The organism is Robertmurraya korlensis (assembly GCF_023715225.1).
Classification (GTDB): Bacteria; Bacillota; Bacilli; order Bacillales; family Cytobacillaceae; genus Robertmurraya_A.
In genome coordinates, this window is the sequence record NZ_JAMBNS010000013.1 from 77,571 (window position 1) to 103,274 (window position 25,704).

Here is a 25,704-nt window from a genome sequence, read left to right on the forward strand (position 1 = left end):
TGTGACCAGTAAGACGGGTCACATTTTGTTAACTACTCTATTTTATCATGAATATGAAGAAATGGAACTTCCAAATTTAGTTTACTTCTTTTACGTGGACATTTAACGTAGCTTGAACTTCAGTATGAAGCTTTACTGGTACCTTTGTATAACCTAAAGCACGGATAGCATCTTCTAGTTCAATTTTACGTTTGTCAATTTTAATATTATGCTTTTTCTGCAGCTCTTCTGCGATTTGCTTACTAGTGATCGAACCAAAAAGTCGTCCGCCTTCACCAGCTTTTGCACTTAATTCTACGGTGATTTTTTCAATCGTTTCTTTTAATTTTTTTGCTTCTGCAAGCTCTTCTGCAGCTAGCTTCTCTTGTTTCTTTTTCTGACCCTCAAGAGTACTAACATTTGTTGAATTTGCTTCTACTGCAAGTCCTTGTTTAATCAAGAAGTTTTGTGCGTACCCATCAGCAACATTTTTCACTTCGCCTTTTTTTCCTTTTCCTTTAACATCCTTCAAAAAGATTACTTTCATTCTTTCTTTCTCCCTTCCATATAATCGTGAATGGCCGTTTGCAGTCTTTCTTCTGCTTCCTCAATCGTTACATCAGTTAGCTGTGTTGCTGCATTTGTTAAATGGCCACCACCATTAAGATTCTCCATAATAATTTGGACGTTCACATCACCCAACGACCTGGCACTAATTCCAACCGTTTGATCCGATCGTTTCGAAATAACAAACGAAGCTTGAATTCCATCCATCGTCAGCAGGGTATCTGCCGTTTGTGCAATTAAAATTTGATCAATAATCTGTGTATTGTTTCCTTTTGCAATGGCGACCCCTTTTTTGAAAAAATAAACCGTTTCAATCAATTTAGCACGTTTTAAGAATGAATCCACATCTTCTTTTAAAAACTTTTGTACAAGAACCGTGTCAGCTCCTTGCCCTCTTAAATACGATGCAGCATCAAAGGTTCTAGCTCCTGTACGAAGAGTAAAGCTTTTTGTATCAACAATAATACCAGCTAAAAGAGCTGTTGCTTCAAGCATATCAATCTTTCCACGTTTTGGCTGATATTCTAATAACTCCGTAACAAGCTCTGCTGTTGAGGACGCATATGGCTCCATATAAACGAGTAGTGGACTTTGAATGAACTCTTCTCCTCGTCTATGATGGTCAATAACCACAACATGGTCGATTTTTGATAATAAACGCTCTTCAATAACTAATGAAGGCTTATGTGTATCAACAACCACTAACAGAGTGTCCTCCGTTGCAAGTTCTAGTGCCTGTTCAGGTGTAACAAATTTTTCAAACAGAGATTCATGTTTTTTGATTTCTTCTAATAACCTTTGAACACCAGTATCAATATCGTTTGGATTTAAGACGATATAGGCATCACGTTCATTCATTTGGGCAACCTTTTGAATACCTATTGAAGCTCCAATAGCGTCCATATCCGGACTTTTATGCCCCATAATGATGACCTTGTCACTTTCTGTGACAAGCTCCTTAAGAGCATGTGAGATGACCCTAGCACGTACCCTTGTCCGTTTTTCAACTGGATTTGTCTTTCCACCAAAAAACTTCACCTTACCATTTGTTAACTTAATCGCCACCTGGTCACCACCACGACCTAGCGCTAAATCAAGACTAGATTGTGCTAATGATCCTAACTCCGGTAGTGACGATACACCAGAACCTACTCCAATACTCAAGGTTAATGGGACATTTTGCTTTGAAGTCGTTTCTCTTACGTCATCCAGTACAGAAAACTTCCCTTTCTCGAGCAACTGTAAGATATTTTCATTGAATACAGCAATGAAGCGTTCAGAAGTAATTCTCTTTAGGAAAACTCCATTTTCTTGTGCCCACTTATTTAATATAGATGTAACAAGGTTATTCAAGCTACTTCTTGTCTGATCTTCCATCCCTTGCGTTAATTCATCATAATTATCTAAGAAAATGATTGCAATCACGGTTCGTTCATCTTCATATAATTTTTCGATTTCTGTTTGTTCAGTTACATCAAAGAAGTACAGAAGTCTTTCTTCAGGTCGGTGTATGACTCTAAATTTACGATCATGAATCGTAATGATTTCTGTTTCAACATCTTGTTTAATTAAAGGAATAAGTGATTCGCCTACATCATAGAGTGACCTACCAACAAGTGTATCTTCTTCAAAGGATGAAGCTAAGAATGGGTTCGTCCACTCAATATAGTAGTCATCATTAATTAACATAATACCAATTGGCATTTCCATGAGCGCTTCCTCGCCCACTTTTTTCACTCGATAGGATAATGTAGTTATGTATTCTTCCATTTCTTTTCTCTGTTTTCTCTCAAGCTGAAAGATATAGAAAAAGGGAAGAAATGCTACTATTAATCCGATTAAGCCAAGTAGCCAATTGTACACAGCAATTAATCCGAGAAGCACCACTGTTATGGCAATTAATGCGTAGATGGGGTAGCGAATCGATCGCTTTTCTAGATAAGAAGGCATAACTTCAGCTCCCACACAGTAGTGTATTTTATTGATTCTTGATCCTTTTTCTTAAATCAAAACCTAAATCAATTATACCTAATATCCGTACAATATAAAGTAATTGTGGAAATAACAAGACTCCAATTGTGAACATTATTGGTACCGCTCTTGGAAACTTCTTTGCATTACTAAAGTAATAAATGAAAGCTAACCCTTGTAAAACCATTAACCATTGAAGCAAAAAGGCGATATTTACAATGGCCATAAAAGCAAAACTGCCCTCTTCAGGATTAAATATCATTGAAGCGATAATGGAAAATAAATAGATCCATAAAATACTTTTTGGCAACTGAAGATGACGAAAAGGTTTCCAATTCGTAATTTCAACTTGAAAACGTTTTGCTATTGGAAAACTTACTAGTTGAATAAAGAACACGGCAAGAAAAGCCGCCATTACAAACAAGGTTGGTTTTAAAAATCTCCCTGCCTCTATTCCAGCAAGTAATTCTTCCATCTGCTTCTCATTAGGAGTTTGTCCTAATGATTCCATGATTGAAAGGGAAGATTCTATGGAAGCCTTGGTTGCTGCTATGGTTTCATCAATAAAGTCGATTTGAAAAAAAGCGACTGATATCGCATAGGTCAATACGACGGTTAATAAAAACGCGATGGAGCCACCAAAGTAAATCGCTTCCCTACTTTTCTTCTCTCTTATAAAGTCCCCCATCACTAAACCTGTTAGACCAAAGGTAATAGCTACTGGGATGGCAAAAACTGTTCCCACTATTAGTGATAGTAAAATGGAAGCAACAAAAAACACTAACATACTTTTGCGATCATTTTTATACGCAAAAAGAATAAAAGGTAATCCCAAGAACAAGTTGGTTACCATCCCTAATAGGGGCATATACGTTGTTAACAAAAGAAGAGCTGCATAAATAGCTAGTAACAAAGCTCCTGTTGTTAACTGTCGAACATTATTCAATCCCTCACCTCATTTAATTGCATCACTTCTATTTTATCTAGTTCTAGAGACGGATTCAACTCATACAGATTAGGTGTCAAAGCTAAGAATAAAAAAAGACACCACTAAGGGTGTCTTTCTCCGTTCATTATTCACCAGTAACGTATGGTAGTAATGCCATAGTACGTGCACGCTTAATAGCAACTGTTAATTTACGTTGGTATTTAGCGTTTGTACCTGTTACACGACGAGGTAAAATTTTACCACGCTCAGAGATGAATTTTTTAAGAAGATCTACATCTTTGTAATCGATATGAGTGATTCCGTTTGCTGTGAAGAAGCAAACTTTACGACGCTTCGCGCGTCCTCCTCTACGTCCGCCCATTGCCATGAGTATTTCCCTCCTTTAGTAAAAGTTATCGTATGTTCAAGGAATTAGAATGGTAAATCATCATCAGAAATGTCGATTTGACCACCGTCATTTGCAAATGGATCCTCATCCATTCTTGTAAAACCTTGGTTATTATTATTGTTGTTTCTATATGGTTGATTCTGATTGTTATTCCCGTATGGTGAAGCTTCTCTTTGCCCTCCGAAACCTCCTGCGTTTCCACCAGGGGCAGAACCACCAGAAGCACCTCTTGGCTCCAAAAACTGGACACTTTCAGCTAATATTTCAGTGACATATACGCGCTTACCATCTTGTCCATCATAGCTACGTGTTTGAACACGACCATCTACGCCAGCAAGACTGCCTTTTTTCAAGAAGTTTGCTACGTTTTCTGCAGGTTTACGCCAAATCACACAGTTGATGAAATCTGCTTCTCTTTCTCCTTGCTGATTCGTAAAAGTACGATTGACCGCAAGTGTAAAAGTAGCAACAGGAACCCCATTTGGTGTATAGCGTAATTCAGGATCTTTCGTCAACCGACCGACTAGAACAACACGATTCATCATCAGAATCAACCCCCTTTCTTCTACGTCTAGTGTTTCACGTGAAACATCAAGATTAGAAGTGCTTATCTATTCTTATTTTTCGTCTTTAGTAACCATGTGGCGGATAATATCTTCGCTAATTTTTGCTAAGCGAGAGAATTCTTCCACTGCAGCTGCATCAGAGTTAACTTTTACAAGTTGGTAGTAGCCATCACGGAAATCATTGATTTCGTATGCAAGACGACGCTTACCCCACTCTTTTGCTTCAGTAAGTTCCGCACCATTATCAGTTAAGATAGTGTTGAAACGCTCAACTAAGGCTTTTTTAGCCTCATCTTCAATGTTTGGGCGGATGATGTACATAATTTCGTACGCTCTCATCACGTTCACCTCCTTTTGGTCTAAACGGCCCAACTGGGCAAGGAGCAATATTCATTACTCACAAGAAGAAATTATATCACAGCAAGTAGCGAAACACAAGATTAGATTGAAAACACTCATTTATTTCGGTTATGCATTCTTTTTTAAAGTTACTACTTTCTGCTTAATCGTTTGTTTACACTCACTGATTAAATGGTCGAAGATTCCTTCCCATGTTTGCTTTAGTGCATATTCTCTTGCATTTTTCCCCATAATGAGCCTGCTTACTTTATTAGTGAGTAATTGTTCCGTTTGCTTTATAAAATCTTGATAATCACCAGCCTTACATATCTTTCCTGTTTTATTATGCTCTACAATTCCACTCACTCCCCCACGATTAGAGACAATGGCAGGAGTTCCACTAGCAAGTGCCTCTAGTACAACGTTCCCAAATGTTTCTGTTTGAGATGGAAATACGAATAAGTCACTAGCAGCATAACAAGAAGCCAGCTCATTCCCACTTAAATACCCCGTCATTGTTATATTTGTGCTTCTGTTCAAAAGACTAGATATCTCCTCAAAACTTGGACCATCCCCTACAATTAAGCAGTGAACGCTTTCTTTCCAATTTTCCGAGAAATGTTCCATGATCTTTTGTAATGTATATAGATCTTTTTCTGGTGCAAGTCTTCCTACATAAAGAAGAATATAGGGAGCTTTAATATTATATTGTTCTCGAATATTGACCGTTTGGTTAGAAGGTCGAAAAAGTGAGCAGTCTACCCCTCTTGACCATATAGATAAGTTAGTGAAGCCTTTTGTTTGGAGATGCGTTAACGTCTCCTTGGAGGGAACAAAAATACGTTCTGAGGAAGAATAAAACCATTTTAAGTATCTCCACAGAATAGGAGAGATCCAACTCAGTTTGTAATATTCCAGATACTGGTCAAAATGTGTGTGATAAGAGGAAATAATAGGAATACCCAATTTTTTAGCTGCATGGGATCCTAGTACTCCCATCGTTAATGGCGTAGCCACGTGGATAAAGTCTGGAGAAAATGCTTGTACCCGTTCAAGGATAGTGTTCGGCAGAGCCAATGCTGTTCGACATTCTGGGTAGATAAAAAAAGGAATACTCATAAATTGGTGAACATAGGGGTACGTGTTACTCCCCTCCAGCTCAGGTGCAAATATTTCTACGATATGCCCTTTTTGTAGTAGGTAATCAGCGTATCTTTTCAGTGATTTTGCTACACCGTTTACTTGCGGAAAAAATGTGTCAGTAAAAATAGCTATTCTCAAACTGATCCCCCCTAGAAAAATAAATGACAAAATCCCATTGCGGTGATCGCACCTAGTAACGAACCTGCTAACACATCGGTTGGAAAGTGGACGCCAAGTATTACACGAGAAAGTGCAACCATAATGGCAATAGGAAACAAAAAAGGAGCTAAAAATGGATCAAATAAGATAAAAGGTGTAACAACTGAGAATATTGCTGTAGAATGCCCAGACGGAAACGAAGGATCCTTTAGTGTTGGACCATGAATGGTCGCTTGTAAGGTAGATAAGTGAGGCCTAAGTCGTCGAAATTGTCTCTTTGCTAAAAAGACAAACAAATGGCTTAAGGTCAAAGAAAAGTAAACGACGATAACCACTTCTCTAAGCTCTAATGGACCAAATATCCACACGAATAAAGGAATTCCTATCGAGCAAAGAGCACCACCTAAATGAGTAACCCATCTAAAGATTTGAATGAGGAATAAAGGCTGCTTGTTTAATAGGTAGAAAATAATTTCATCAGATTTTACAATCCAATCCATTGTCCGCTTCAATTTTACACCCACCTTTCTAATGCTTTCAGTTTAAGTCGAAAACATTGAAACCAGGTTGATTTACTGTTAAGAAAACGTAAAAAACCACCTTGATTTCTCAAGGTGGTTCTCATTTTAAACATTAAAGCGGAAATGGATAATGTCTCCGTCTTTTACTTCATATTCTTTTCCTTCTAAACGAACTTTACCAGCTTCTTTAGCAGCAGCCATGGTACCACCAGCTAGTAAATCTTCATAAGCAACTGTTTCTGCACGAATGAACCCACGCTCAAAGTCAGAGTGGATCACTCCTGCACATTGAGGAGCCTTCATCCCTTTACGGAATGTCCATGCACGAACTTCTTGAACACCAGCAGTAAAGTATGTTGCTAATCCTAGTAGATGATAAGCTGCACGAATCAACTGATCAAGACCTGATTCCTCAATACCAAGCTCAGAAAGGAACATTTCTTTTTCTTCCCCTTCAAGCTCAGCAATCTCTTCTTCAATCTTCGCACAAACGACAATTACTTCTGCATTGTCCTTTTCAGCAAACTCTCTTACTTTTTGTACATATTCATTTGAAGACGGATCAGCGACATCTTCTTCCCCTACGTTAGCCACATAAAGGACTGGCTTGATCGTTAACAAGTGAAGTTGCTTTACTACCTTCATTTGCTCTTCAGTAAACTCAACTGTACGAGCAGGCTTGTCCGCTTCAAAGGCTTCCTTAAGCTTTTCAAGAATTTCTGCTTCAAATACAGCATCCTTATCTTTTTGTTTTGCCATTTTTCCAACGCGTGCAAGTCTTTTTTCTACTGATTCAAGATCCGCTAAAATTAATTCAAGATTAATCGTTTCAATATCGTCAATTGGATCTACCTTACCAGAGACGTGAGTAATATTATCATCAGCAAAGCAACGAACAACCTGACAAATGGCGTCCACTTCACGGATATGAGAAAGAAACTTATTTCCTAAACCTTCCCCTTTACTCGCACCCTTTACAATCCCAGCTATGTCAGTAAACTCAAACGTTGTAGGTACCGTTTTTTTCGGTTGAACAAGCTCTGTTAATTTTTGTAGTCTATCATCTGGAACTTCTACAATTCCTACGTTAGGATCAATCGTACAGAAAGGATAGTTCGCTGATTCTGCTCCTGCTTGTGTAATCGCATTAAATAATGTAGATTTCCCTACGTTCGGCAAACCTACGATTCCTGCTGTTAGTGCCATCCAAGTCACTCCTCATTTATATATTCGCACCAAAATTCGTCGATACAACTATATCTATTTGTTTCATTTTTTCTAGTTTATAAAAGCCTTTAGCCTTTAACAATTATAGAGATATGATGGCAAAAAAACAAGAACAAGAGAAATCTGCCTATACGGCCGTTTCATCTTGTTCTACTTTTCTAATATTTACTAAACAATCATATAACGTGCTTCCCAACCCATTATCCGATTCCTCGCTTGGGGTAAGAAGGTTGACTGATCCTCCATACTTCTTCCAAATGCCCTCATCTATATTAATGGTATTTGGATGTGCATGAGGAAGAATTTGAACATAGCCTTTTACCGCTCCCCGATCATTCCATACCTCTACAAAATCATTATCTGCTAAATGAAGGTCCTCTGCGATATTTGCTGATAGTTCAACTCGAAGCTTCGGTTGTTGAGCAAATAAATGATAGTGTTGAGAATGGTTTGACCGCATGGGATGAATAGTTAAAAGCTGATAAGGATATTTCTGAGCTAACTCAGGAGTTGTGAGGATTGATTCGTTCGGTAGTGATAAAGACAAACGTCCATCTTCTCCCTGTTGAATCGCTCGGTTAGAAAGAAATTCATATTTACCACTTGGTGTTTTAAAATGAAAATCACTCCATGGAACTTCGTCTACTGGAAGTTCCACATGATAATTCTCTTTAAATGTTTGAAGCGTAATTCCCTGATCCTCTAAATGTTGAATGGCCATTGTCATAAATTCACCTCTTGAGTAGTTAAAGTCCTCACCAAACCCAAGTCGATGTGCTAATTCTGTCCATATCCATAAATCTGATTTTGCTTCCCCTGGTGCTTCAACAAGCTTTGGACCATAGTTAGCATAATGATGATACATGGAAGAATAATAAATGTCTTCCTCTTCAAATGCCGTTGTCGTCGGAAGAATATAATCCGCCATTTCTGCTGTATCTGTCATGAATGAATCAATCACAACTACCGTTTCTACAGAAGAAAATGCTTTGATCATCTCATTTGTATTAGGAACTTGTGCAATTGGATTTCCACAAGTAACAATAATCATTTCTATTGTCGGATTCATTGCTTCTAGTATCCCTTTTGCCTGCTTCATCATGGTGAAATTTCGCGTTTCTTTCCGTCGCTCCGGTAATGTTAATTCACCAAACTGAAAGCTCTGTCCTACCTGCTTATTCGCATAATTTGCTCCACCGCCGCGGATTCCAATGTTTCCGCTTATAGCAACTAGAGCATCAATGAATCGAATGGTATTCCCCCCATTCCCATAACGCTGCATTCCTAACCCAAAATACGTGGATGTTGGACGATCTCCGTATAAATAAGCAAGCTCAGTTATAACATCTATCTCTACCTCGGTTATTCTACTAATCTCTTCAAGAGAAACGGTTTGAATTAACTCCTTAACATGAGTAAATCCAACTGTATATTTCTCAATAAAGTCTAAGTCAGCTAGTTCTAAACGTAAGAGTTCTTTTATGATCCCTACTGCTAGAATTCCATCTGTACCTGGCTTAACGGTAATATGTTTATGTGCCATTTTCGCAGTCGCATTATATAGTGGGTCAATCACATAAAGTTTGGATCCGTTACGTTTTGCTTCTTGTAGAGCAGAGTAAAAATGCATATTCGTTCGAGCTACATTTCTCCCCCATATCACGATATTCTTACTATTCAATACATCCCCTGGTGCATGACTGTATGCATCACCAAAATCCCAGTTTTGCGCTTCAATTCCAGAACCCCAGCATAGTGAGCCTGTTAGCTCTGTTACACCACCATAACCATTAAAGAAACGCTGATCGAGATTTTTTAACAAACCCCCATTGGCATAATCATGGCTATGCAAAATAGAAGTAGTTCCCTTATTTTCCTTTAACCAAGACATCTTTTCAGCGATTTCATCTAGTGCCTGGGTCCATGAAATTCTATGAAACTGTCCATTAATCTTTTTTAAAGGATAGAGAATTCGGTCAGTAGAGTTGGTTCGTGCTTCAAGCATTCGACCTCTTCCACAAATTTTCCCTTTTGTAATCGGGTGGCTTTCATCTCCATCCACCCGTGTTACTCTTCCATTCTCGACGGTTACTTTAAATCCACAGCTATCCCAACAATTTAACGGGCATGCAGAAGTATACGTACTTGCCATACTCATCCCCCTACTTCTCTAGCTCTCCGCTCTTTCTAATACCTTTTTCATTTTACGTGAAAATTCCTTTCGAGGAATTAACACGCTATGGTCACAGCCGACACACTTAATACGGATATCCATCCCTAGACGAATGATCTTCCAACGATTGGCTCCACATGGGTGGGGCTTTTTCATTTCAACAACGTCATTCAAATTAAATTCCTTTTGCTCCAATGCTCTCACTCCTATTCATTTCCCAATGCCTTCTTAGAAGTTACCTTATCTTGACGTGAATACATGATCATACGAGGGTAAGGGATTTCTATACCATTGCGATCCAAACATTCTTTTAATTCTTTACGTAATAAGCGTGCTACAAGAAAATGTTTCATCGGTAATGTTTCCGCAGCAATACGCAAGACCACATCGGAGGCAGCTAAATTTTGCACACCTAAAATCTCAGGTGTTTTAACAATATCCTCATATTTTGCAGGCATTTCATGTAAGAGTTCAGAAATTACGGCTTCAGCCTTTTTAATATCACTCTCATACGAAATGCTTAAATCAACAACTGCCATACTATTATACAGGGAGAAATTTGTTACTTCCGTAATATTACCATTTGGTAATATATGAAGTTCCCCTGTCCATGTCTTAATTTTTGTTGTTCTTAATCCGATCTCTTCAACTGTTCCCTCAAACTGTCCAATTCGAACAAAGTCACCCACAGAAAATTGATCTTCAAAAATAATAAAGAATCCTGTGATAATATCACGAACAAGATTTTGAGCACCAAACCCAACAGCAAGTCCCACAATTCCAGCCCCTGCTAGCATCGCACTTACATCTATGGTTAATGTTGATAATATCATCATAAAGGCTATAAAGTACACTACATATGTTAGGATGTTTTGAAGCAATTTTAATAATGTTGCTTCTCTTCGCTCCGATACACGTAAGGGCGAACGTGTTCGGACTTTAAAGACATTTTCAATCATCACTTTTCCAACTTTTATAAAAATGCCTGAAAGGATAAAGATCGCTATGATTTTCAGTGCTCCTTCTCCTAAAGAAAGCCACAAATCTTCGTTCATTGCTTTTTCTTTTAAATCATTTATTATTTTCTCCCAGTATTTCATTGAATCACCTCATCATATATTGTTGGAGATTTTACTTATTTTATCAATTTCTATACTCCCTTTGTAGTATAAAGGGTTCCCTCCTCCAATTTACCTATTTTCCTACTACTAAAGGGTTCCCAAGACCTGTCTATTAAAATGGAAATCCTCCATCCAACTACCCTTTTTCCAAATTACATAAACAGTACGTATACAATTCGTTTTTCTTCCGTATACTGTTACTACAATTTACGAAGGAGTGGGCCCAGTGAACTTGAAATCTAGCTTTTTTGATAAGAAAGAAGACAATGGTGCAAGGATTTCGTACGATGATCAACGTGCTTCTCACAAACTAGCAATTGAACTAGTATCCATCCTACCAGTAGCTACCATTGAACGTCCGATTGTATTTGTTTGTATTGGAACTGATCGGTCTACAGGTGATTCATTGGGACCACTCGTCGGCACACTTCTTGAAGAAAAAAGAATGAACTCCTTTTACGTTTATGGAACACTCGAGGATCCTATTCATGCAGTGAATTTAGTTGAAAAGCTTGAGGAAATAAAAGCGAAACATTTTAACCCTATCATCATTGCGATTGATGCTTGCTTAGGTCGCCTCAAAAGTGTCGGTTTCATACAACTGGCAAATGGCCCTGTTAAGCCAGGAGCTGGAGTAAATAAAGAACTTCCATCTGTAGGTAATTTCCATATAACAGGAATTGTTAATGTGAGTGGATTTATGGAGTACTTCGTGCTACAAAACACCAGATTAAACTTAGTTTTGAAAATGGCTAAAGTCATAGCAAATGGAATTTATCAAGCAAGTGTTACTTATCAACCTATCACAAAATGGAAAAACATTGGAAATCATACAGCAAAAGATGCAATTAGTGGGAGAGAATGAGAAAAAGAGGCCTTACCTAGCAGGCCTCTTTTGTTATTCTAATATAGTTTTTACCATTGACATGATGGTCAAAATTAAAGCAACTACCAAAATACCTGGAAGCATATTGGCTACCCGTATTTTCGTAATTCCGGTAATATTTAATCCGATAGCAAGAATCATAATTCCGCCTGTAGCGGTCATTTCAGCAATAAAGCTAGTCATAAGCACCTCTGGTACCAAGCGATCGATTTGGGTAGCAAAAGCTGCAATAGCTCCCTGATAGAGCACGACAGGAACAGCTGAAAAAATAACACCGATTCCAAGAGTGGTCGTCAAAAATAGTGCAGTAAATCCGTCAATAATGGATTTTGTATATAACACATCATGGTCACCCCTAATACCGCTATCAAGCGCACCAATAATAGCCATAGCACCTATTACAAAAATAAGCGTTGCCGTCACAAATCCTTCTGCAATGCTTCCTTGCTGGGATCCCCCTACTTTCTTCTCCAACCATGCACCTAGAGCATTTAATTTCCCGTCTAAGTCTAGCAATTCTCCAAGCACAGAGCCCAATACAAGACTTATGATTACAATGAGGAAATTTTCACTTTTGAGTCCCATTTGAAGTCCTAATACTACAACAGCAAGACCAATACTAAACATGACGGTTGATTTCATCGCTTCCGGAATTCTATGAAGAAGCTTCCCCAGCAGCGCTCCTACTACAATCAACAAACCATTTACAAGAGTACCTAATAAAAACATACTATTCACCTATTGTAATTATTTCGTTTCTCAAAAAAAACATGCTACCACTATAGCATGAAACTCACAAAAAAAACCATCCCACTTGATGGTTTTTAAACTTTCTATTCTTGGTTATTATTTAATAACTCTAGAATTCTTTCTAAATCATCTTTTGAGAAAAATTCTATTTCAATTTTCCCTTTATTTTTAGACTCTTTAATATTTACAGTGGTGCCAAATCGCTCACGCAAAAAGCTTTCGCGTTCTTTAATAAAAACATTTTTCTCTAGCTTTGGCTTCTTTGTTTCACGTGGAACATTTTCATTCAACTGTTGAATAAGTTGTTCTAACTGGCGAACATTTAAGCCTTCTTTCATCGTTTTCTCAGCGATAAGAGGTAACTTTTCTTTCTTTCTTAGGCCAAGCAAGGCACGACCATGTCCCATTGAAATCTTTCCATCAGAAATCAGTTGTTGAATTTTTGGCGGGAGTGTTAACAAACGGACGAGATTTGCAATATGTGGACGACTCTTCCCTAGTCTTTTAGCCAACTGCTCTTGTGTTAATGAGAGCTTTTCCATTAGAAGCTGATAGGCAGCCGCTTCTTCGATTGGTGTTAAGTCTTCCCTTTGTAAGTTCTCAAGTACAGCAAGTTCCATCATTTGTTGTTCAGTTAATTCACGAATGACAACAGGAACTTTTTCGAGCCCTGCTTCTTTTGCTGCTCGAAAGCGCCTTTCACCAACAACAATATCATAGCCCTTTATGCTTTTTCTAACGATTATAGGCTGTAAAATTCCATGCTCAATAATTGATTGCTTTAGCTCTTCAATTGCCTCTTGGGTAAAAATCTTTCTCGGCTGATAAGGATTAGGTCGTATTTCTTTCAAACTAACATCCGTAATTGATTCCTGTTTACTAGGCTCATCTATGTTTGCAAAGAAGGCATTTAATCCTTTTCCGAGTCCTTTAGCCATGCGAAATCACTTCCTTTGCCAAATCTAAGTAGACTTCTGCACCTCTAGATTTTGGATCGTAAATGATAATCGGCTCCCCATGACTCGGTGCTTCACTTAAACGAATATTTCGGGGAATAATGGTTTTGTATACTTTATCTTGAAAATACTTCTTTACTTCTTCAATCACCTGAAGTCCAAGATTTGTTCTGGCATCTAGCATCGTGAGAAGAACACCTTCAATTTTTAAATCTTGGTTTAAATGCTTCTGAACAAGTCTGACCGTATTTAGAAGTTGACTTAATCCCTCAAGTGCATAAAATTCACACTGAACCGGAATAAGAACAGCATCTGAGGCAGTTAATGCATTTAAGGTTAATAAGCCTAATGATGGTGGACAGTCGATAATCACATAATCGTAGGATCCTTTTACTTCCTCAAGTGCTCTTTTTAATCTCACTTCTCTTGATATGGTTGGAACAAGTTCAATTTCTGCACCTGCTAACTGAATCGTAGCGGGGATAGCATATAGGTTTTCAACGGATGTAGGCATAATAACTTCCTTCGCCTCAACATCATCAACTAATACATCATATATACATTGCTCCACGTCAGCTTTTTCAATCCCAACACCACTTGTGGCATTTCCTTGTGGATCAACATCGACTAGCAATACTTTTTTCCCTATATATGCTAAGCAGGCACCTAGGTTTACAGAAGTTGTTGTTTTACCAACTCCTCCTTTTTGATTCGCAATGGCAATAACTTTCCCCAATGGTGTCACCTACCTTTATCTTCAATAATAACATTTGAATTCAAAAACTTTTAAAAATACAATCACGTATTCTATTCTATCATGAAAAAGATACGAGAATCATTTTTTTTATTTCCCTAGGGTGTTAATTGAAAAAAATAACAAAAAAATAGAGAAGCTTAACAAAGCTTCTCTTAATCTATTATTTCTTTTTAGGAATTTTAATTGTTATTTGGTAGAAATCATCAAATTCTTCCTCTTCCGAGTTTAAGTTGATGCCACTATCTGAAACCATGGACAGAGATTGACGAATGGTATTAACAGCAATTCTTACGTCTTTGCTAAAAGCCTTCCGTTTCGGTTTTGGCTTGTCAGACGTTTCTGCTAGAAGTTTGGCCACTCGATCTTCTGTTTGTTTTACATTTAGGTTTTTCTCGATAATTTCTTCTACTAATTTTATTTGCTTCTCTGCATCTTTTAAAGGAATGAGAGATCTCGCATGTCTTTCAGTTATTGATTTATTTAATAATGCTTCTTGCACCTCTTGCGGCAGTTTTAATAGGCGGAGCTTATTGGCTACGGTCGATTGCCCCTTCCCTAGCCTTTGCGCAAGAGCTTCTTGAGTTAAATTGTGTAATTCCAATAGTTTCCCATAAGCTATTGCTTCTTCAATTGGTGACAGTTCTTCTCTTTGAAGGTTTTCTATTAATGCGACAGAAGCCGTTTCTGTATCATTCATATTTTTCACTATGGCAGGGACTTCATCCCAGCCAAGCTTTTTCATCGCTCTCCATCTTCGCTCACCAGCGATGATTTCAAACGTACCTTCTTCAAATTCTCTTACAACAATTGGTTGGATGATCCCGTGAATGTGAATCGTCCGTGAGAGTTCTTCAATTTTGTCCTCATCAAATACCGTCCTTGGTTGGAAGCGATTCGGTACGATTGAATCAATTGGTATTTTTTTTATCTCTTCATGATCTGCTTCGTTTAATACGTCAACTTGTTCTTCCGTCTCAGCTTGTCCCTCTTTTTCGCCTAGGCCAAAAAAGCGTGTGAAAGTCTGCTTCATCACCCTGCACCACCTTTACGAAACTCCCTATTAATGTATTCTATAAAAAAAATCAAGTTCCTGCCCAAACATGCAATGATTGATTATTTTATCCTACATACTTACTAAAATTATGCCATAAAATGAGCTAAAATGTAACTCTATTCAATTGGGGCTTTATTTGGAGTCCCAGGTTTTCTAGGATATTTTTTTGGTGTCGATTTAACCTTTTCTACAATAATAATATTTCTTTCACTTTCCTCGACAGGAAGTAAGAATGAATAAGTTTCTTTCAATGATCCTCCGAGTGTAGCAATTGCTTTCTTCCCAATTTCTAACTCATCTTTTGCATGAGCCGCCTTCATGGCTACGAAGGTTCCACCTACCTTGACAAGCGGTAAGCAAAGCTCACTTAATACAGATAATCGTGCGACCGCTCGAGCTGTAACTAGATCATATTGTTCTCTGTACTCCTTATTTTGACCAAATGTCTCAGCTCGGTCATGAATAAAGGTTACTCCATCAAGTTGTAATTCCTTTGCTAGATTCTCTAAAAATGTAATTCGTTTATTTAAAGAATCAACAATAGTTACCTGTAGATAAGGAAATGCAATTTTAATTGGAATACTTGGGAATCCTGCTCCCGCTCCCACATCACAAAGGCTTAACGGTTTTGAGAAATCATAATAAAACGCAGCGGACACACTATCATAAAAATGTTTTAAATAGACGTCCTCTTTCTCAGTAATAGCTGTCAAATTCATCTTTTCATTCCACTCAACTAATAAGTGAAAATATTGTTCATATTGGTTAATTTGTTGAGGAGAAAGTTCAATCTCTTTCTCCTGTAACATTTTAATAAATAACTCTGTATTCATGCGGTACCTTCTTCCTCACAACGGAAATAATTAGCGTTATGCATCATTTGAAACACGTGCTATTTTTCCTTGTTCCAAATAAACAAGTAAGATGGAGATATCTGCAGGGTTTACTCCTGATATTCTTGATGCTTGAGCGATGGATAACGGGCGCACCTGCTTCATTTTTTGTTTTGCTTCTGTTGCAATTCCAGAAATGGCATCATAGTCGATGTTATCAGGAATCTTTTTATTCTCCATTTTCTTCAGACGATCCACTTGTTGTAAAGATTTTTCAATATACCCTTCGTATTTCACTTGGATTTCTACTTGTTCTTTAATTTCAAAATCTAAGTCCTTCTCAGATGGGACAATAGATTCAATATGTTGATACGTCATTTCTGGTCGTTTTAGTAGATCCGAAGCCCGGATACCATCCTTTAACTCACTTCCACCCTGAGCTTTAATAAGTTCTTGGACTTCAGGCTTAGGTTTAATGATAATTCCTTCTAGACGTTCCTTCTCTGCTTCTATGGCTGCTTTTTTTGTTAAAAAACGCTCATAGCGCTCTTCAGAGATCAGTCCCACTTTACGACCAATTCCTGTTAAACGTAAATCGGCATTATCATGACGTAACAACAAGCGATATTCGGCACGGGAAGTTAGTAATCGGTATGGCTCATTCGTTCCTTTAGTCACAAGGTCATCGATCAATACCCCTATATAAGCTTCCGAACGGCTAAGAATGACTTCTTCTTCACCTAATGCTTTTCGACCCGCGTTCATACCAGCCATTAACCCTTGCCCTGCGGCTTCCTCATAACCGGAAGTCCCATTAATTTGACCTGCTGTGTAAAGGTTCTGAATCACTTTTGTTTCAAGTGTTGGCCATAGCTGTGTCGGAACGATGGCATCATATTCGATGGCATATCCCGGTCTCATCATTTGAACATTTTCAAGACCTGGAATGGTCTTTAAAATTTGATGTTGAACTTCCTCAGGCAAGCTCGTTGATAATCCTTGAACGTATACCTCTTGTGTATTTCGTCCCTCTGGCTCTAAGAAAATTTGGTGTCTTGGTTTATCGTTGAAACGAACCACCTTATCTTCTATAGAAGGGCAGTATCTTGGGCCAGTTCCTTTGATCATGCCTGAATACATAGGAGAACGGTGCAAATTATTATCAATTAATTGATGAGTCTGTTCGCTCGTGTAGGTTAACCAACACGGCAGTTGGTCCGTAATAAATTGGGTTGTTTCATACGAAAATGCTCTTGGCTCATCATCACCAGGTTGAATCTCCGTTTTGCTGTAATCAATGGTATGACTGTTCACACGTGGAGGAGTTCCCGTTTTAAACCGAACAAGATCAAAACCTAGCTCTTCGAGGTGTTCGGAAAGCTTAATCGATGGCTGCTGATTATTAGGTCCACTTGAGTACTTTAGTTCACCAAGGATGATTTCTCCACGAAGGAAGGTACCAGTAGTAATAACAACCGTTTTTGCTTCATATGTTGCGCCAGTCTTTGTAATTACTCCTTTACATATTCCATCCTCAACAATTAAACGTTCTACCATCCCTTGAACAAGTGTTAGATTTTTTTCATCTTCTAATGTTTTCTTCATTTCATGCTGATAACTAAATTTATCCGCTTGCGCACGTAATGCACGTACGGCTGGGCCCTTACCTGTATTCAGCATTCTCATTTGAATATGCGTTTTGTCGATGTTTTTCCCCATTTCTCCACCGAGAGCATCTATTTCACGCACAACAATTCCTTTTGCTGGTCCACCAACAGAAGGATTACATGGCATAAAAGCCACCATATCTAAATTAATGGTAATCATTAATGTTTTTGCACCTTGACGCGCAGCAGCCAAACCCGCTTCACAGCCGGCATGTCCCGCTCCAATGACAATCACGTCATAATTTCCAGCACTATATTGCATCATGCTGCCTCCTTGTATCTATAAAAAAATTATTTACCTAAACAGAACTGCGAGAATAACTGGTCAATTAAGCTTTCATGAATGGATTCTCCAATAATCTCCCCTAAGAGCTCCCAAGTTCTTGTAAAATCAATCTGTACAATATCAATTGGCACGCCACTTTCCACACCTGCAATTGCTTCTTCTATAGTGTGTAATGCCTGGTGAAGTAGGGCGATATGTCGACTATTGGATACATACGTGATATCACCTGTCTCAATCGATCCAGAGAAGAAAAGAGCAGCAATTGCCTCTTCTAAATCATCGACGCCTCGGTCTTCAAGCAATGAAGTCGTGACAAGAGGACTTTTCCCTGTTAGTTCTTTAACTTTCTCCATATCAATCTTTTGAGGAAGATCTGTTTTATTAATAATGACGATAACATCCATTCCTTCAACAGCTCTAAAGAGGTTTTCATCTTCCTTTGTTAAATCATCCGAATAGTTCAGAACTAGTAAAATGAGATCTGCTTCTTTTAAGACTTGACGTGATTTTTCCACGCCAATTCTTTCAACGATATCCTCTGTCTCACGAATACCGGCTGTATCTAGTAAGCGAAGCGGCACGCCTCGAACATTAACATACTCTTCAATGACGTCACGAGTCGTTCCAGGAATATCCGTCACAATTGCTTTATTTTCCTGTACCAAACTATTTAGTAAGGAGGATTTCCCAACGTTAGGCCTTCCGACAATCACCGTTGATAAGCCCTCACGTAGGATCTTTCCTTGTTGAGACGTTCCGAGTAATTTCTTCATTTCTACCCGAACGAGATTTGCTTTTTCTAAAAGCATGTGATGTGTCATTTCTTCCACATCATCATACTCTGGATAGTCGATATTCACTTCAACATGAGCCAAGGTTTCTAGAATTTCCTGTCTCAATCTTTGAATCAGCTTGGATAAACGACCTTCCATTTGTCCTAGTGCTACGTTCATAGCACGATCCGTTTTGGCACGAATTAAATCCATCACTGCTTCTGCTTGTGATAAATCAATTCTGCCATTTAAAAAGGCACGTTTTGTGAATTCACCTGGTTCTGCCAACCTTGCTCCAGATCGTAATACCAGTTGAAGGACACGATTCACCGACACAATTCCACCGTGGCAATTGATTTCTACTACATCTTCTTTCGTAAATGTATGTGGTCCTTTCATAACAGACACCATTACCTCTTCAGCAACCTCACCTGTTTTTGGATCCAGTAAGTGGCCGTAATGAATAGTATGTGTTTGTACCTCTATCAAACGTTTATTTCTTTTTCCTCTAAATAACTTATCGGCAATTTGGATTGCTTCATCTCCACTCAGACGAACAATCGCAATCGCTCCTTCACCAAGCGGAGTCGATATCGCCGCAATTGTATCAAATTCCATGGCCTTCACCTCTTCCCGTTAAGGGACATGTATATTCCTTATCTTCATCTATGTCACGTAACTTTACTCATTAAAAGCATCTTTTCCCAAATTATTAGAATAGCACAGTCATTTCTAATAAAAAAGAATTATCCACAAATAAAAAAAGCGCATTATGCTCTATCATAACTTATCCACATGTGAATAACAAGAAAAGCGGAAGCGCCTGATTAGCTTCGACAGGCATAAGGCGAAGACTGAAAGAGGTCCTGACCTCTGTAAGACTTTGACTTATGACCCGAGGAGCTAGGCGCTGGAGCTGGACAAAGAAAAGCGGAGGAAGCTTGGTCAGGGGCGAGGCATAAGACGAATCGCGCAGGAAGGCCTGCCTTCTGGAGAGATTTGGCTTATGTCCCGAGCCCCTAGCTTCCGGAGCTGGACAAAGAAAAGCAGAAGCGCCTTGGATTTCCCCCTACACACAAAAAAACGACCCCAGCAAAGCGGGATCGCTTATCTAACATTTATCTATTCGGTGTGATCACGATGTAACGATTTGGCTCGATGCCATCAGAGTATGTTTTCACTCGTTTATTTTCCATTAAAGCGGTATGAATCACTTTTCTTTCATACGAAGGCATGGGTTCAAGTGATACTCTTTGGCCTGTTCGAACGGCTTTAAAGGCAAGTCTTTCAGCCAGTTGCATTAGTGTATCATTTCTTCTTTTACGATAATCTTCTGCATCAAGCAATACATTTACGTACTGGTCCGCATACCGATTAATAACTAGCTGCGTTAAATATTGAAGTGAGTTTAAAGTTTGTCCTCTTTTTCCGATGAGGAGAGCAATCTTTTCCCCTGAAAGAATAAATTGAACTTGTTTGCCTTCTTTTATCACTTCGATATCCACTGGTGAACCCATTTTGGTTGCTACATCAGTTAAAAAGTTTTTTGCTTCTTCAATCGCATCAATTTTTTTAGATACTTTAACAATAGCCGGGCGGGTTCCAAAAATACCAAATAGCCCCTTCTTCCCTTCGTCAACTATCGCTATTTCTGCACGATCTCTTGTTGTTTCTAGTTGAGCTAAAGCTGACGCTACTGCTTCCTCAACGGAATTACCCGTAGCAGTTACCTCTCTCACTTTTTCGCTCCTCCTGATTTACCAGTTTCAGCAACCTTTTTTAAATCTGGACCTTTAATAAAATAAGTTTGAACAATCATAAAGATATTCCCTACTACCCAATAAAGTGATAAAGCAGCTGGGAAGTTAAATGCAAACACAATAATCATAACCGGCATAATGTAAAGCATCATTTGCATTTGAGGATTATTCTCTACACCCGCCATCATGATTTTCTGTTGGATGAATGTAGTGATCCCCGCTACAACCGGTAAAATATAAAACGGATCCGGAGACCCAAGGTCAAACCATAAAAAGTTATGTTCTGCAATTTCTCTTGTACGAGAAATCGCATGATAAAATCCAATGAGAATTGGCATTTGAATAAGTAATGGAAAACAACCTGCAAGTGGATTTACTCCATGCTGCTGAAATAGCGCCATTGTTTCCTGTTGAAGCTTTTGTTGCGTTTTTTGATCTTTTGAACTATATTTTTCTCTTAACTTTTGCATCTCAGGCTGAATAGCTTGCATGGCCTTTGAGCTCTTTGTTTGCTTGATCATTAAAGGTAAAATCACCAAACGAATCAAAAGTGTAACTAAAATAATACCTAAACCAAAGTTTCCACCAGCAAACTCCGCTGTTTTGACAATTAATAACGATAATGGGTATACAATATACTCGTTCCAAAAACCTTCGCTTTCTGCTGTAATCGGCTTATTATACTCTGTACAGCCCGTAAGTAGTGCCATCAGAAATATGAGGCCGATTAAAAGAAGAAGTTTCTTTTTCAACCGTTTTTTCCTCCTTAATATCTAATATCCTCCAAGTATGTCCACTTCAATCTTAAGATGAAAAAAGAAACACACTACTTGTTCGTCTATTAATAATCCAAGTGTATTGTATCATTTTTTATAAGTACATTTCCTTAAAAAAATGCAAACACTAAGATTTTATTTCCTTCTTTCTACTCTACCATTTAAAACCTTCGCAAGTTTTAAAACATGAGTTAAACTTCCCTTTACTTCATGAAACGTCATATCAGATGCTGGTTTTCTCGCAATAATGATCAAATCATAGTCATTTTTCATATGATCTTGAAGCTCTAGTAGGGATTGTCTAATATACCTTTTCACTTGATTACGAGTTACAGCGTTTCCAATCTTCTTGCTAACAGACAAACCAACACGAAAATGAGTTTGTTCTGGAACACTTCGCAAATAAACCACAAATTGACGATTCGCTACAGAATTCCCCTTTTTATATATCTCTTGGTATTCTTTATTCTTTTTAACTCGAAATTCCTTTTTCATTCTTTACACCTACGATCTAGATTAAAGCAAGTGCTCTAGCTTCTGGAGGCGCACACTGCCCTTCCCATTATTTTCTTCTGTGTGAACATCTATACATAAATCGAACTCTTCTTCTTCCACCTGAATGAGAAAAAAGACCACTGACGTTTCAGTGGCCTAAGCAGATAATACTTTTCTTCCTTTACGACGACGACGTGCTAATACTTTACGTCCGTTTGCAGAGCTCATACGACTACGGAAACCGTGAACTTTGCTGTGTTTACGCTTATTTGGTTGGTACGTTCTTTTCATTATATGACACCTCCCTGAGGAATAACTTTAAAGACAGTCCTTCTAATTATAGAGGCGACCTATAAAAAAAGTCAATAGCCTATCTTCGACTCCTTTTGACAGACAGAATAGCAGAAACGATCTTCTTTGATTTTAAATGTTGGGCAAAGCACCTCCAAAATATATTTTTCAGCGACTGTTAATAACTTTCGACACGTTTCTCCATTATCCACAGCGCTTATTGACAGCTTTTTCACAGATTCTCTCGTTGTGGACAAATAATACTCACAGCTTGTACTTGTTGTGGATAAACTTAAAAAACCATTGCGTCTACTTAATTTATTTGATATTATTATTGTGTTTTCACTCTGGATAAAAACATGTGGATAAATAGACTATCCACAGATTGTGGATATCTTGTGGATAGGTTATTCAGAGCCTATGTAGAACGTTGTCCACAAGTCGTGGATATTGTCGAAATTCCTCATTACTTCTTATATATATACTTACCCACATTAAAAGATTTGTATATTTATAAATTTATAGGTTGTACAGCTTGTATAACCTATGTTTTTTTGTGATCCTTACGGGAAACATAGAAAAAATAGTAGACTGTTTAGCCGCTTCAAAGATGGCATTTATATTCCTAAAAGGAGGGATCAGTTTGGAAAATATTTCGGATCTTTGGAATAACGCGTTAGCCAATATAGAGAAAAAAATAAGCAAACCCAGCTTTGAAACGTGGCTAAAATCTACTAAAGCCCATTCTTTGCAAGGTGATACGTTAACCGTAACGGCTCCAAATGAATTTGCTCGTGACTGGCTAGAAGAACGTTATTCGCAATTAATCGCTGGAATTCTCTACGATATAACCGGAGAAGAACTAGGGGTAAAATTCATCATTCCTCAAAATCAAAATGAATTGGAAGATGAAATTCCTATCCCACAAAAACGCAATATTAAAGATGATGACCATCAAGAGCTACCGTTAAATATGCTCAATCCGAAATATACTTTTGATACATTTGTTATTGGTTCTGGGAACCGATTCGCCCATGCTGCTTCACTAGCAGTCGCTGAAGCACCTGCAAAAGCATATAATCCTCTTTTTATATACGGGGGCGTAGGTTTAGGAAAAACCCACCTTATGCATGCGATTGGGCACTATGTACAGGATCATAACCCATCTGCAAAGGTTGTTTATTTATCTTCTGAAAAATTTACGAATGAGTTCATTAACTCTATTCGAGACAATAAAGCCGTTGATTTTAGAAATAAATATCGCAATGTAGATGTTCTTCTTATTGATGATATTCAGTTTCTTGCTGGAAAAGAACAAACCCAAGAGGAATTTTTCCATACGTTTAATACACTTCATGAAGAAAGTAAGCAAATTGTGATATCCAGTGACCGTCCGCCGAAGGAAATCCCGACGCTTGAAGATCGACTCCGTTCACGCTTTGAATGGGGATTAATCACAGACATCACACCGCCAGATTTAGAAACAAGGATTGCGATTCTTCGTAAAAAGGCAAAGGCTGAGGGATTAGATATTCCTAACGAAGTTATGCTATATATAGCTAATCAAATTGATTCCAATATTAGAGAGCTAGAAGGTGCACTAATTCGAGTGGTTGCCTATTCTTCCCTAATAAATAAAGATATTAATGCTGATTTAGCTGCAGAAGCTTTGAAAGATATTATTCCTAGTTCAAAGCCACGAGTCATTACGATTCATGAGATTCAACGAGTGGTTGGAGAGCACTTTAATGTAAAGCTTGAGGATTTCAAAGCAAAAAAGCGGACGAAATCTGTCGCTTTCCCTAGACAAATTGCTATGTATTTATCAAGAGAATTAACCGACTTTTCCCTTCCGAAGATTGGTGAAGAGTTCGGAGGTCGAGATCACACGACCGTTATTCATGCTCATGAAAAAATTTCAAAGCTGATTCAAACAGATTCTCAATTCCAAAAACAATTGAATGAAATTAATGAGCTTTTGAAAATTTAATACTGTGTATAACTTTCACTTGTTTACTCACAGTCTGTCCACATGTGGATAGGCTGTATTTCCTTTCATCCAAGGGAGTTATCCACATAATCACAGGCCCTACTATTACTTCTACTATTTTTTAATAAAAAAAATATATAAATATACCTGATATTCCATTCATACGGGGGGACTTTTTTTATGCGTTTTATTATTCAAAGGGACCGTTTAGTTCAAAGCGTTCAGGATGTAATGAAAGCAGTAACTAGCAGAACAACTATCCCAATCTTAACCGGTATAAAAATGGTTGTAACTGAAGATGGTGTTACATTAACTGGTAGTGACTCAGACATTTCCATAGAATCATTTATACCTAAAGAAGAAGCTGGTGATGAACTTGTTGAAATCAAACAAACAGGTTCTATCGTTCTTCAAGCAAAGTTTTTCAGTGAAATCGTAAAGAAGTTACCTACTGATACAGTTGAAATAGATGTTCAAAATCATTTCCAAACCGTTATTCGTTCAGGTAAATCTGAATTTAATTTGAATGGTCTTGATGCAGAAGAGTATCCGCACTTACCACAAATTGAAGAGCAAAATGCTTTTAAGATCCGTACAGACCTTCTAAAAGTCCTTATTCGTCAAACCGTTTTTGCAGTGTCCACCTCAGAAACACGTCCGGTGTTGACAGGTGTAAACTGGAAGGTCGAAAACGGAGAATTAATCTGTATTGCAACAGATAGTCATAGATTAGCTTTGAGAAAAGCAAAGGTCGATATTGAGAACGACGTGAATTACAATGTAGTGATTCCAGGGAAAAGCTTAAATGAATTGAGTAAAATTCTAGATGATACAAATGACCTAGTTGATATTGTCATAACAGAAAATCAAGTGTTATTTAAAGCTAAGCATTTATTGTTTTTCTCTAGATTGCTCGAAGGTAACTACCCTGATACCACTCGATTGATTCCGTCAGAAAGTAAGACAGAAATAACTGTTAATACAAAAGAGTTTTTACAATCCATTGATCGTGCTTCCTTGTTAGCAAGAGAAGGAAGAAATAACGTAGTTAAATTTTCAACGATTGAAGAAAAAGTGATAGAGGTATCTTCTAATACACCAGAAATCGGAAAAGTAGTGGAAGAGCTTCAAGCGCAAGCCATTACTGGTGAAGAGTTAAAAATATCTTTTAGTGCAAAATATGTAATGGACGCATTAAAAGCTCTAGAAGGGCAAGAAATAAAAATTAGTTTTACAGGGGCAATGAGACCGTTTATTATCCAACCTTTAAATGACGATTCAATTCTGCAATTGATTCTCCCTGTAAGAACATATTAAGAATAAGCTG

26 protein-coding genes are annotated in these 25,704 nt (G+C 38.0%); 3 read left to right on the top strand and 23 right to left on the bottom strand.

Going from position 1 to position 25,704, the window contains the following annotated elements; translation table 11 throughout:
* Window positions 1-76: 76 nt before the first annotated feature.
* The 12 genes from rplI to M3175_RS20335 all read right to left on the bottom strand — a co-directional run bounded on the left by rplI (window position 77) and on the right by M3175_RS20335 (window position 11,082).
* Complete coding sequence (gene rplI, locus M3175_RS20280; protein WP_119710413.1) at window positions 77-526, bottom strand: 50S ribosomal protein L9; 450 nt, start codon at window positions 524-526, stop codon at window positions 77-79.
* Window positions 523-2,496: a DHH family phosphoesterase gene (locus tag M3175_RS20285; protein ID WP_251522993.1), complete on the bottom strand. Its 1,974-nt coding sequence runs from the start codon at window positions 2,494-2,496 to the stop codon at window positions 523-525. The genes rplI and M3175_RS20285 overlap by 4 nt, the downstream gene beginning before the upstream one ends.
* Window positions 2,497-2,524: 28 nt before the next feature.
* A complete protein-coding gene (locus tag M3175_RS20290; protein ID WP_251522995.1) occupies window positions 2,525-3,463 on the bottom strand; it encodes a YybS family protein in 939 nt (312 codons plus the stop codon).
* A 127-nt stretch (window positions 3,464-3,590) separates the two neighbouring features.
* Window positions 3,591-3,827, bottom strand: coding sequence for a 30S ribosomal protein S18 (gene rpsR / locus M3175_RS20295; protein WP_251523028.1), 237 nt, complete (start codon window positions 3,825-3,827; stop codon window positions 3,591-3,593).
* Between the two features lie 50 nt (window positions 3,828-3,877).
* On the bottom strand, window positions 3,878-4,399 hold the full coding sequence (gene ssb / locus M3175_RS20300; protein ID WP_251522997.1) for a single-stranded DNA-binding protein: 522 nt from the start codon (window positions 4,397-4,399) through the stop codon (window positions 3,878-3,880).
* A gap of 72 nt (window positions 4,400-4,471) precedes the next feature.
* Window positions 4,472-4,759: a 30S ribosomal protein S6 gene (gene rpsF / locus M3175_RS20305; protein ID WP_251522998.1), complete on the bottom strand. Its 288-nt coding sequence runs from the start codon at window positions 4,757-4,759 to the stop codon at window positions 4,472-4,474.
* Between the two features lie 129 nt (window positions 4,760-4,888).
* Complete coding sequence (locus M3175_RS20310; RefSeq protein ID WP_251523000.1) at window positions 4,889-6,040, bottom strand: glycosyltransferase family 4 protein; 1,152 nt, start codon at window positions 6,038-6,040, stop codon at window positions 4,889-4,891.
* An 11-nt stretch (window positions 6,041-6,051) separates the two neighbouring features.
* The gene (locus tag M3175_RS20315) at window positions 6,052-6,573 is read right to left on the bottom strand and encodes a phosphatase PAP2 family protein (protein ID WP_251523001.1); all 522 of its coding nucleotides are present in this window, start codon (window positions 6,571-6,573) and stop codon (window positions 6,052-6,054) included.
* 114 nt (window positions 6,574-6,687) lie between these two features.
* Complete coding sequence (gene ychF, locus M3175_RS20320) at window positions 6,688-7,788, bottom strand: redox-regulated ATPase YchF (protein ID WP_251523002.1); 1,101 nt, start codon at window positions 7,786-7,788, stop codon at window positions 6,688-6,690.
* A 148-nt stretch (window positions 7,789-7,936) separates the two neighbouring features.
* Entirely contained in the window at window positions 7,937-9,961 is a 2,025-nt protein-coding gene (locus M3175_RS20325) for a molybdopterin-dependent oxidoreductase (RefSeq protein ID WP_251523003.1), read from the bottom strand.
* A gap of 18 nt (window positions 9,962-9,979) precedes the next feature.
* Window positions 9,980-10,177 carry a DUF951 domain-containing protein gene (locus tag M3175_RS20330; RefSeq protein ID WP_066059783.1) on the bottom strand — a complete coding sequence of 66 codons (198 nt, stop codon included), beginning with the start codon at window positions 10,175-10,177 and terminating at the stop codon, window positions 9,980-9,982.
* An 11-nt stretch (window positions 10,178-10,188) separates the two neighbouring features.
* Window positions 10,189-11,082: a mechanosensitive ion channel family protein gene (locus M3175_RS20335; RefSeq protein ID WP_251523004.1), complete on the bottom strand. Its 894-nt coding sequence runs from the start codon at window positions 11,080-11,082 to the stop codon at window positions 10,189-10,191.
* Window positions 11,083-11,329: 247 nt separating this feature from the next.
* On the opposite strand from M3175_RS20335, the gene yyaC reads away from it, so the two are divergent.
* On the top strand, window positions 11,330-11,968 hold the full coding sequence (gene yyaC / locus M3175_RS20340) for a spore protease YyaC (protein ID WP_251523005.1): 639 nt from the start codon (window positions 11,330-11,332) through the stop codon (window positions 11,966-11,968).
* 33 nt (window positions 11,969-12,001) lie between these two features.
* Here yyaC and M3175_RS20345 read toward each other — a convergent pair whose 3' ends face one another.
* The 11 genes from M3175_RS20345 to rpmH form a co-directional block, all read right to left on the bottom strand.
* The gene (locus M3175_RS20345) at window positions 12,002-12,718 is read right to left on the bottom strand and encodes a DUF554 domain-containing protein (RefSeq protein ID WP_251523006.1); all 717 of its coding nucleotides are present in this window, start codon (window positions 12,716-12,718) and stop codon (window positions 12,002-12,004) included.
* A gap of 104 nt (window positions 12,719-12,822) precedes the next feature.
* The gene (locus tag M3175_RS20350) at window positions 12,823-13,677 is read right to left on the bottom strand and encodes a ParB/RepB/Spo0J family partition protein (RefSeq protein WP_251523007.1); all 855 of its coding nucleotides are present in this window, start codon (window positions 13,675-13,677) and stop codon (window positions 12,823-12,825) included.
* A complete protein-coding gene (locus M3175_RS20355) occupies window positions 13,670-14,431 on the bottom strand; it encodes a ParA family protein (RefSeq protein ID WP_251523008.1) in 762 nt (253 codons plus the stop codon). Before M3175_RS20355 ends, M3175_RS20350 begins: the two co-directional genes overlap by 8 nt.
* 181 nt (window positions 14,432-14,612) lie before the next feature.
* Window positions 14,613-15,482: a nucleoid occlusion protein gene (noc, locus tag M3175_RS20360; protein ID WP_251523009.1), complete on the bottom strand. Its 870-nt coding sequence runs from the start codon at window positions 15,480-15,482 to the stop codon at window positions 14,613-14,615.
* Window positions 15,483-15,622: 140 nt separating this feature from the next.
* Window positions 15,623-16,339: a 16S rRNA (guanine(527)-N(7))-methyltransferase RsmG gene (rsmG, locus tag M3175_RS20365; RefSeq protein ID WP_251523010.1), complete on the bottom strand. Its 717-nt coding sequence runs from the start codon at window positions 16,337-16,339 to the stop codon at window positions 15,623-15,625.
* A 36-nt stretch (window positions 16,340-16,375) separates the two neighbouring features.
* Window positions 16,376-18,268: a tRNA uridine-5-carboxymethylaminomethyl(34) synthesis enzyme MnmG gene (mnmG, locus tag M3175_RS20370; protein WP_251523011.1), complete on the bottom strand. Its 1,893-nt coding sequence runs from the start codon at window positions 18,266-18,268 to the stop codon at window positions 16,376-16,378.
* 29 nt (window positions 18,269-18,297) lie between these two features.
* Complete coding sequence (gene mnmE / locus M3175_RS20375) at window positions 18,298-19,683, bottom strand: tRNA uridine-5-carboxymethylaminomethyl(34) synthesis GTPase MnmE (protein WP_251523012.1); 1,386 nt, start codon at window positions 19,681-19,683, stop codon at window positions 18,298-18,300.
* Between the two features lie 500 nt (window positions 19,684-20,183).
* The gene (gene jag, locus M3175_RS20380; protein ID WP_251523013.1) at window positions 20,184-20,804 is read right to left on the bottom strand and encodes an RNA-binding cell elongation regulator Jag/EloR; all 621 of its coding nucleotides are present in this window, start codon (window positions 20,802-20,804) and stop codon (window positions 20,184-20,186) included.
* Entirely contained in the window at window positions 20,801-21,577 is a 777-nt protein-coding gene (spoIIIJ, locus tag M3175_RS20385) for a YidC family membrane integrase SpoIIIJ (RefSeq protein ID WP_251523014.1), read from the bottom strand. The genes jag and spoIIIJ overlap by 4 nt, the downstream gene beginning before the upstream one ends.
* A 159-nt stretch (window positions 21,578-21,736) precedes the next feature.
* A complete protein-coding gene (gene rnpA / locus M3175_RS20390; RefSeq protein WP_251523015.1) occupies window positions 21,737-22,096 on the bottom strand; it encodes a ribonuclease P protein component in 360 nt (119 codons plus the stop codon).
* A gap of 156 nt (window positions 22,097-22,252) precedes the next feature.
* Window positions 22,253-22,387, bottom strand: coding sequence for a 50S ribosomal protein L34 (gene rpmH, locus M3175_RS20395; RefSeq protein ID WP_066059809.1), 135 nt, complete (start codon window positions 22,385-22,387; stop codon window positions 22,253-22,255).
* Window positions 22,388-23,030: 643 nt separating this feature from the next.
* Here rpmH and dnaA point away from each other — a divergent pair.
* Both dnaA and dnaN read left to right on the top strand, forming a co-directional pair.
* Window positions 23,031-24,377 (top strand): chromosomal replication initiator protein DnaA, encoded by a 1,347-nt coding sequence (gene dnaA / locus M3175_RS20400; RefSeq protein WP_251523016.1) that lies wholly within the window; start codon window positions 23,031-23,033, stop codon window positions 24,375-24,377.
* 180 nt (window positions 24,378-24,557) lie between these two features.
* On the top strand, window positions 24,558-25,694 hold the full coding sequence (gene dnaN, locus M3175_RS20405) for a DNA polymerase III subunit beta (RefSeq protein ID WP_251523018.1): 1,137 nt from the start codon (window positions 24,558-24,560) through the stop codon (window positions 25,692-25,694).
* Window positions 25,695-25,704: the final 10 nt, after the last annotated feature.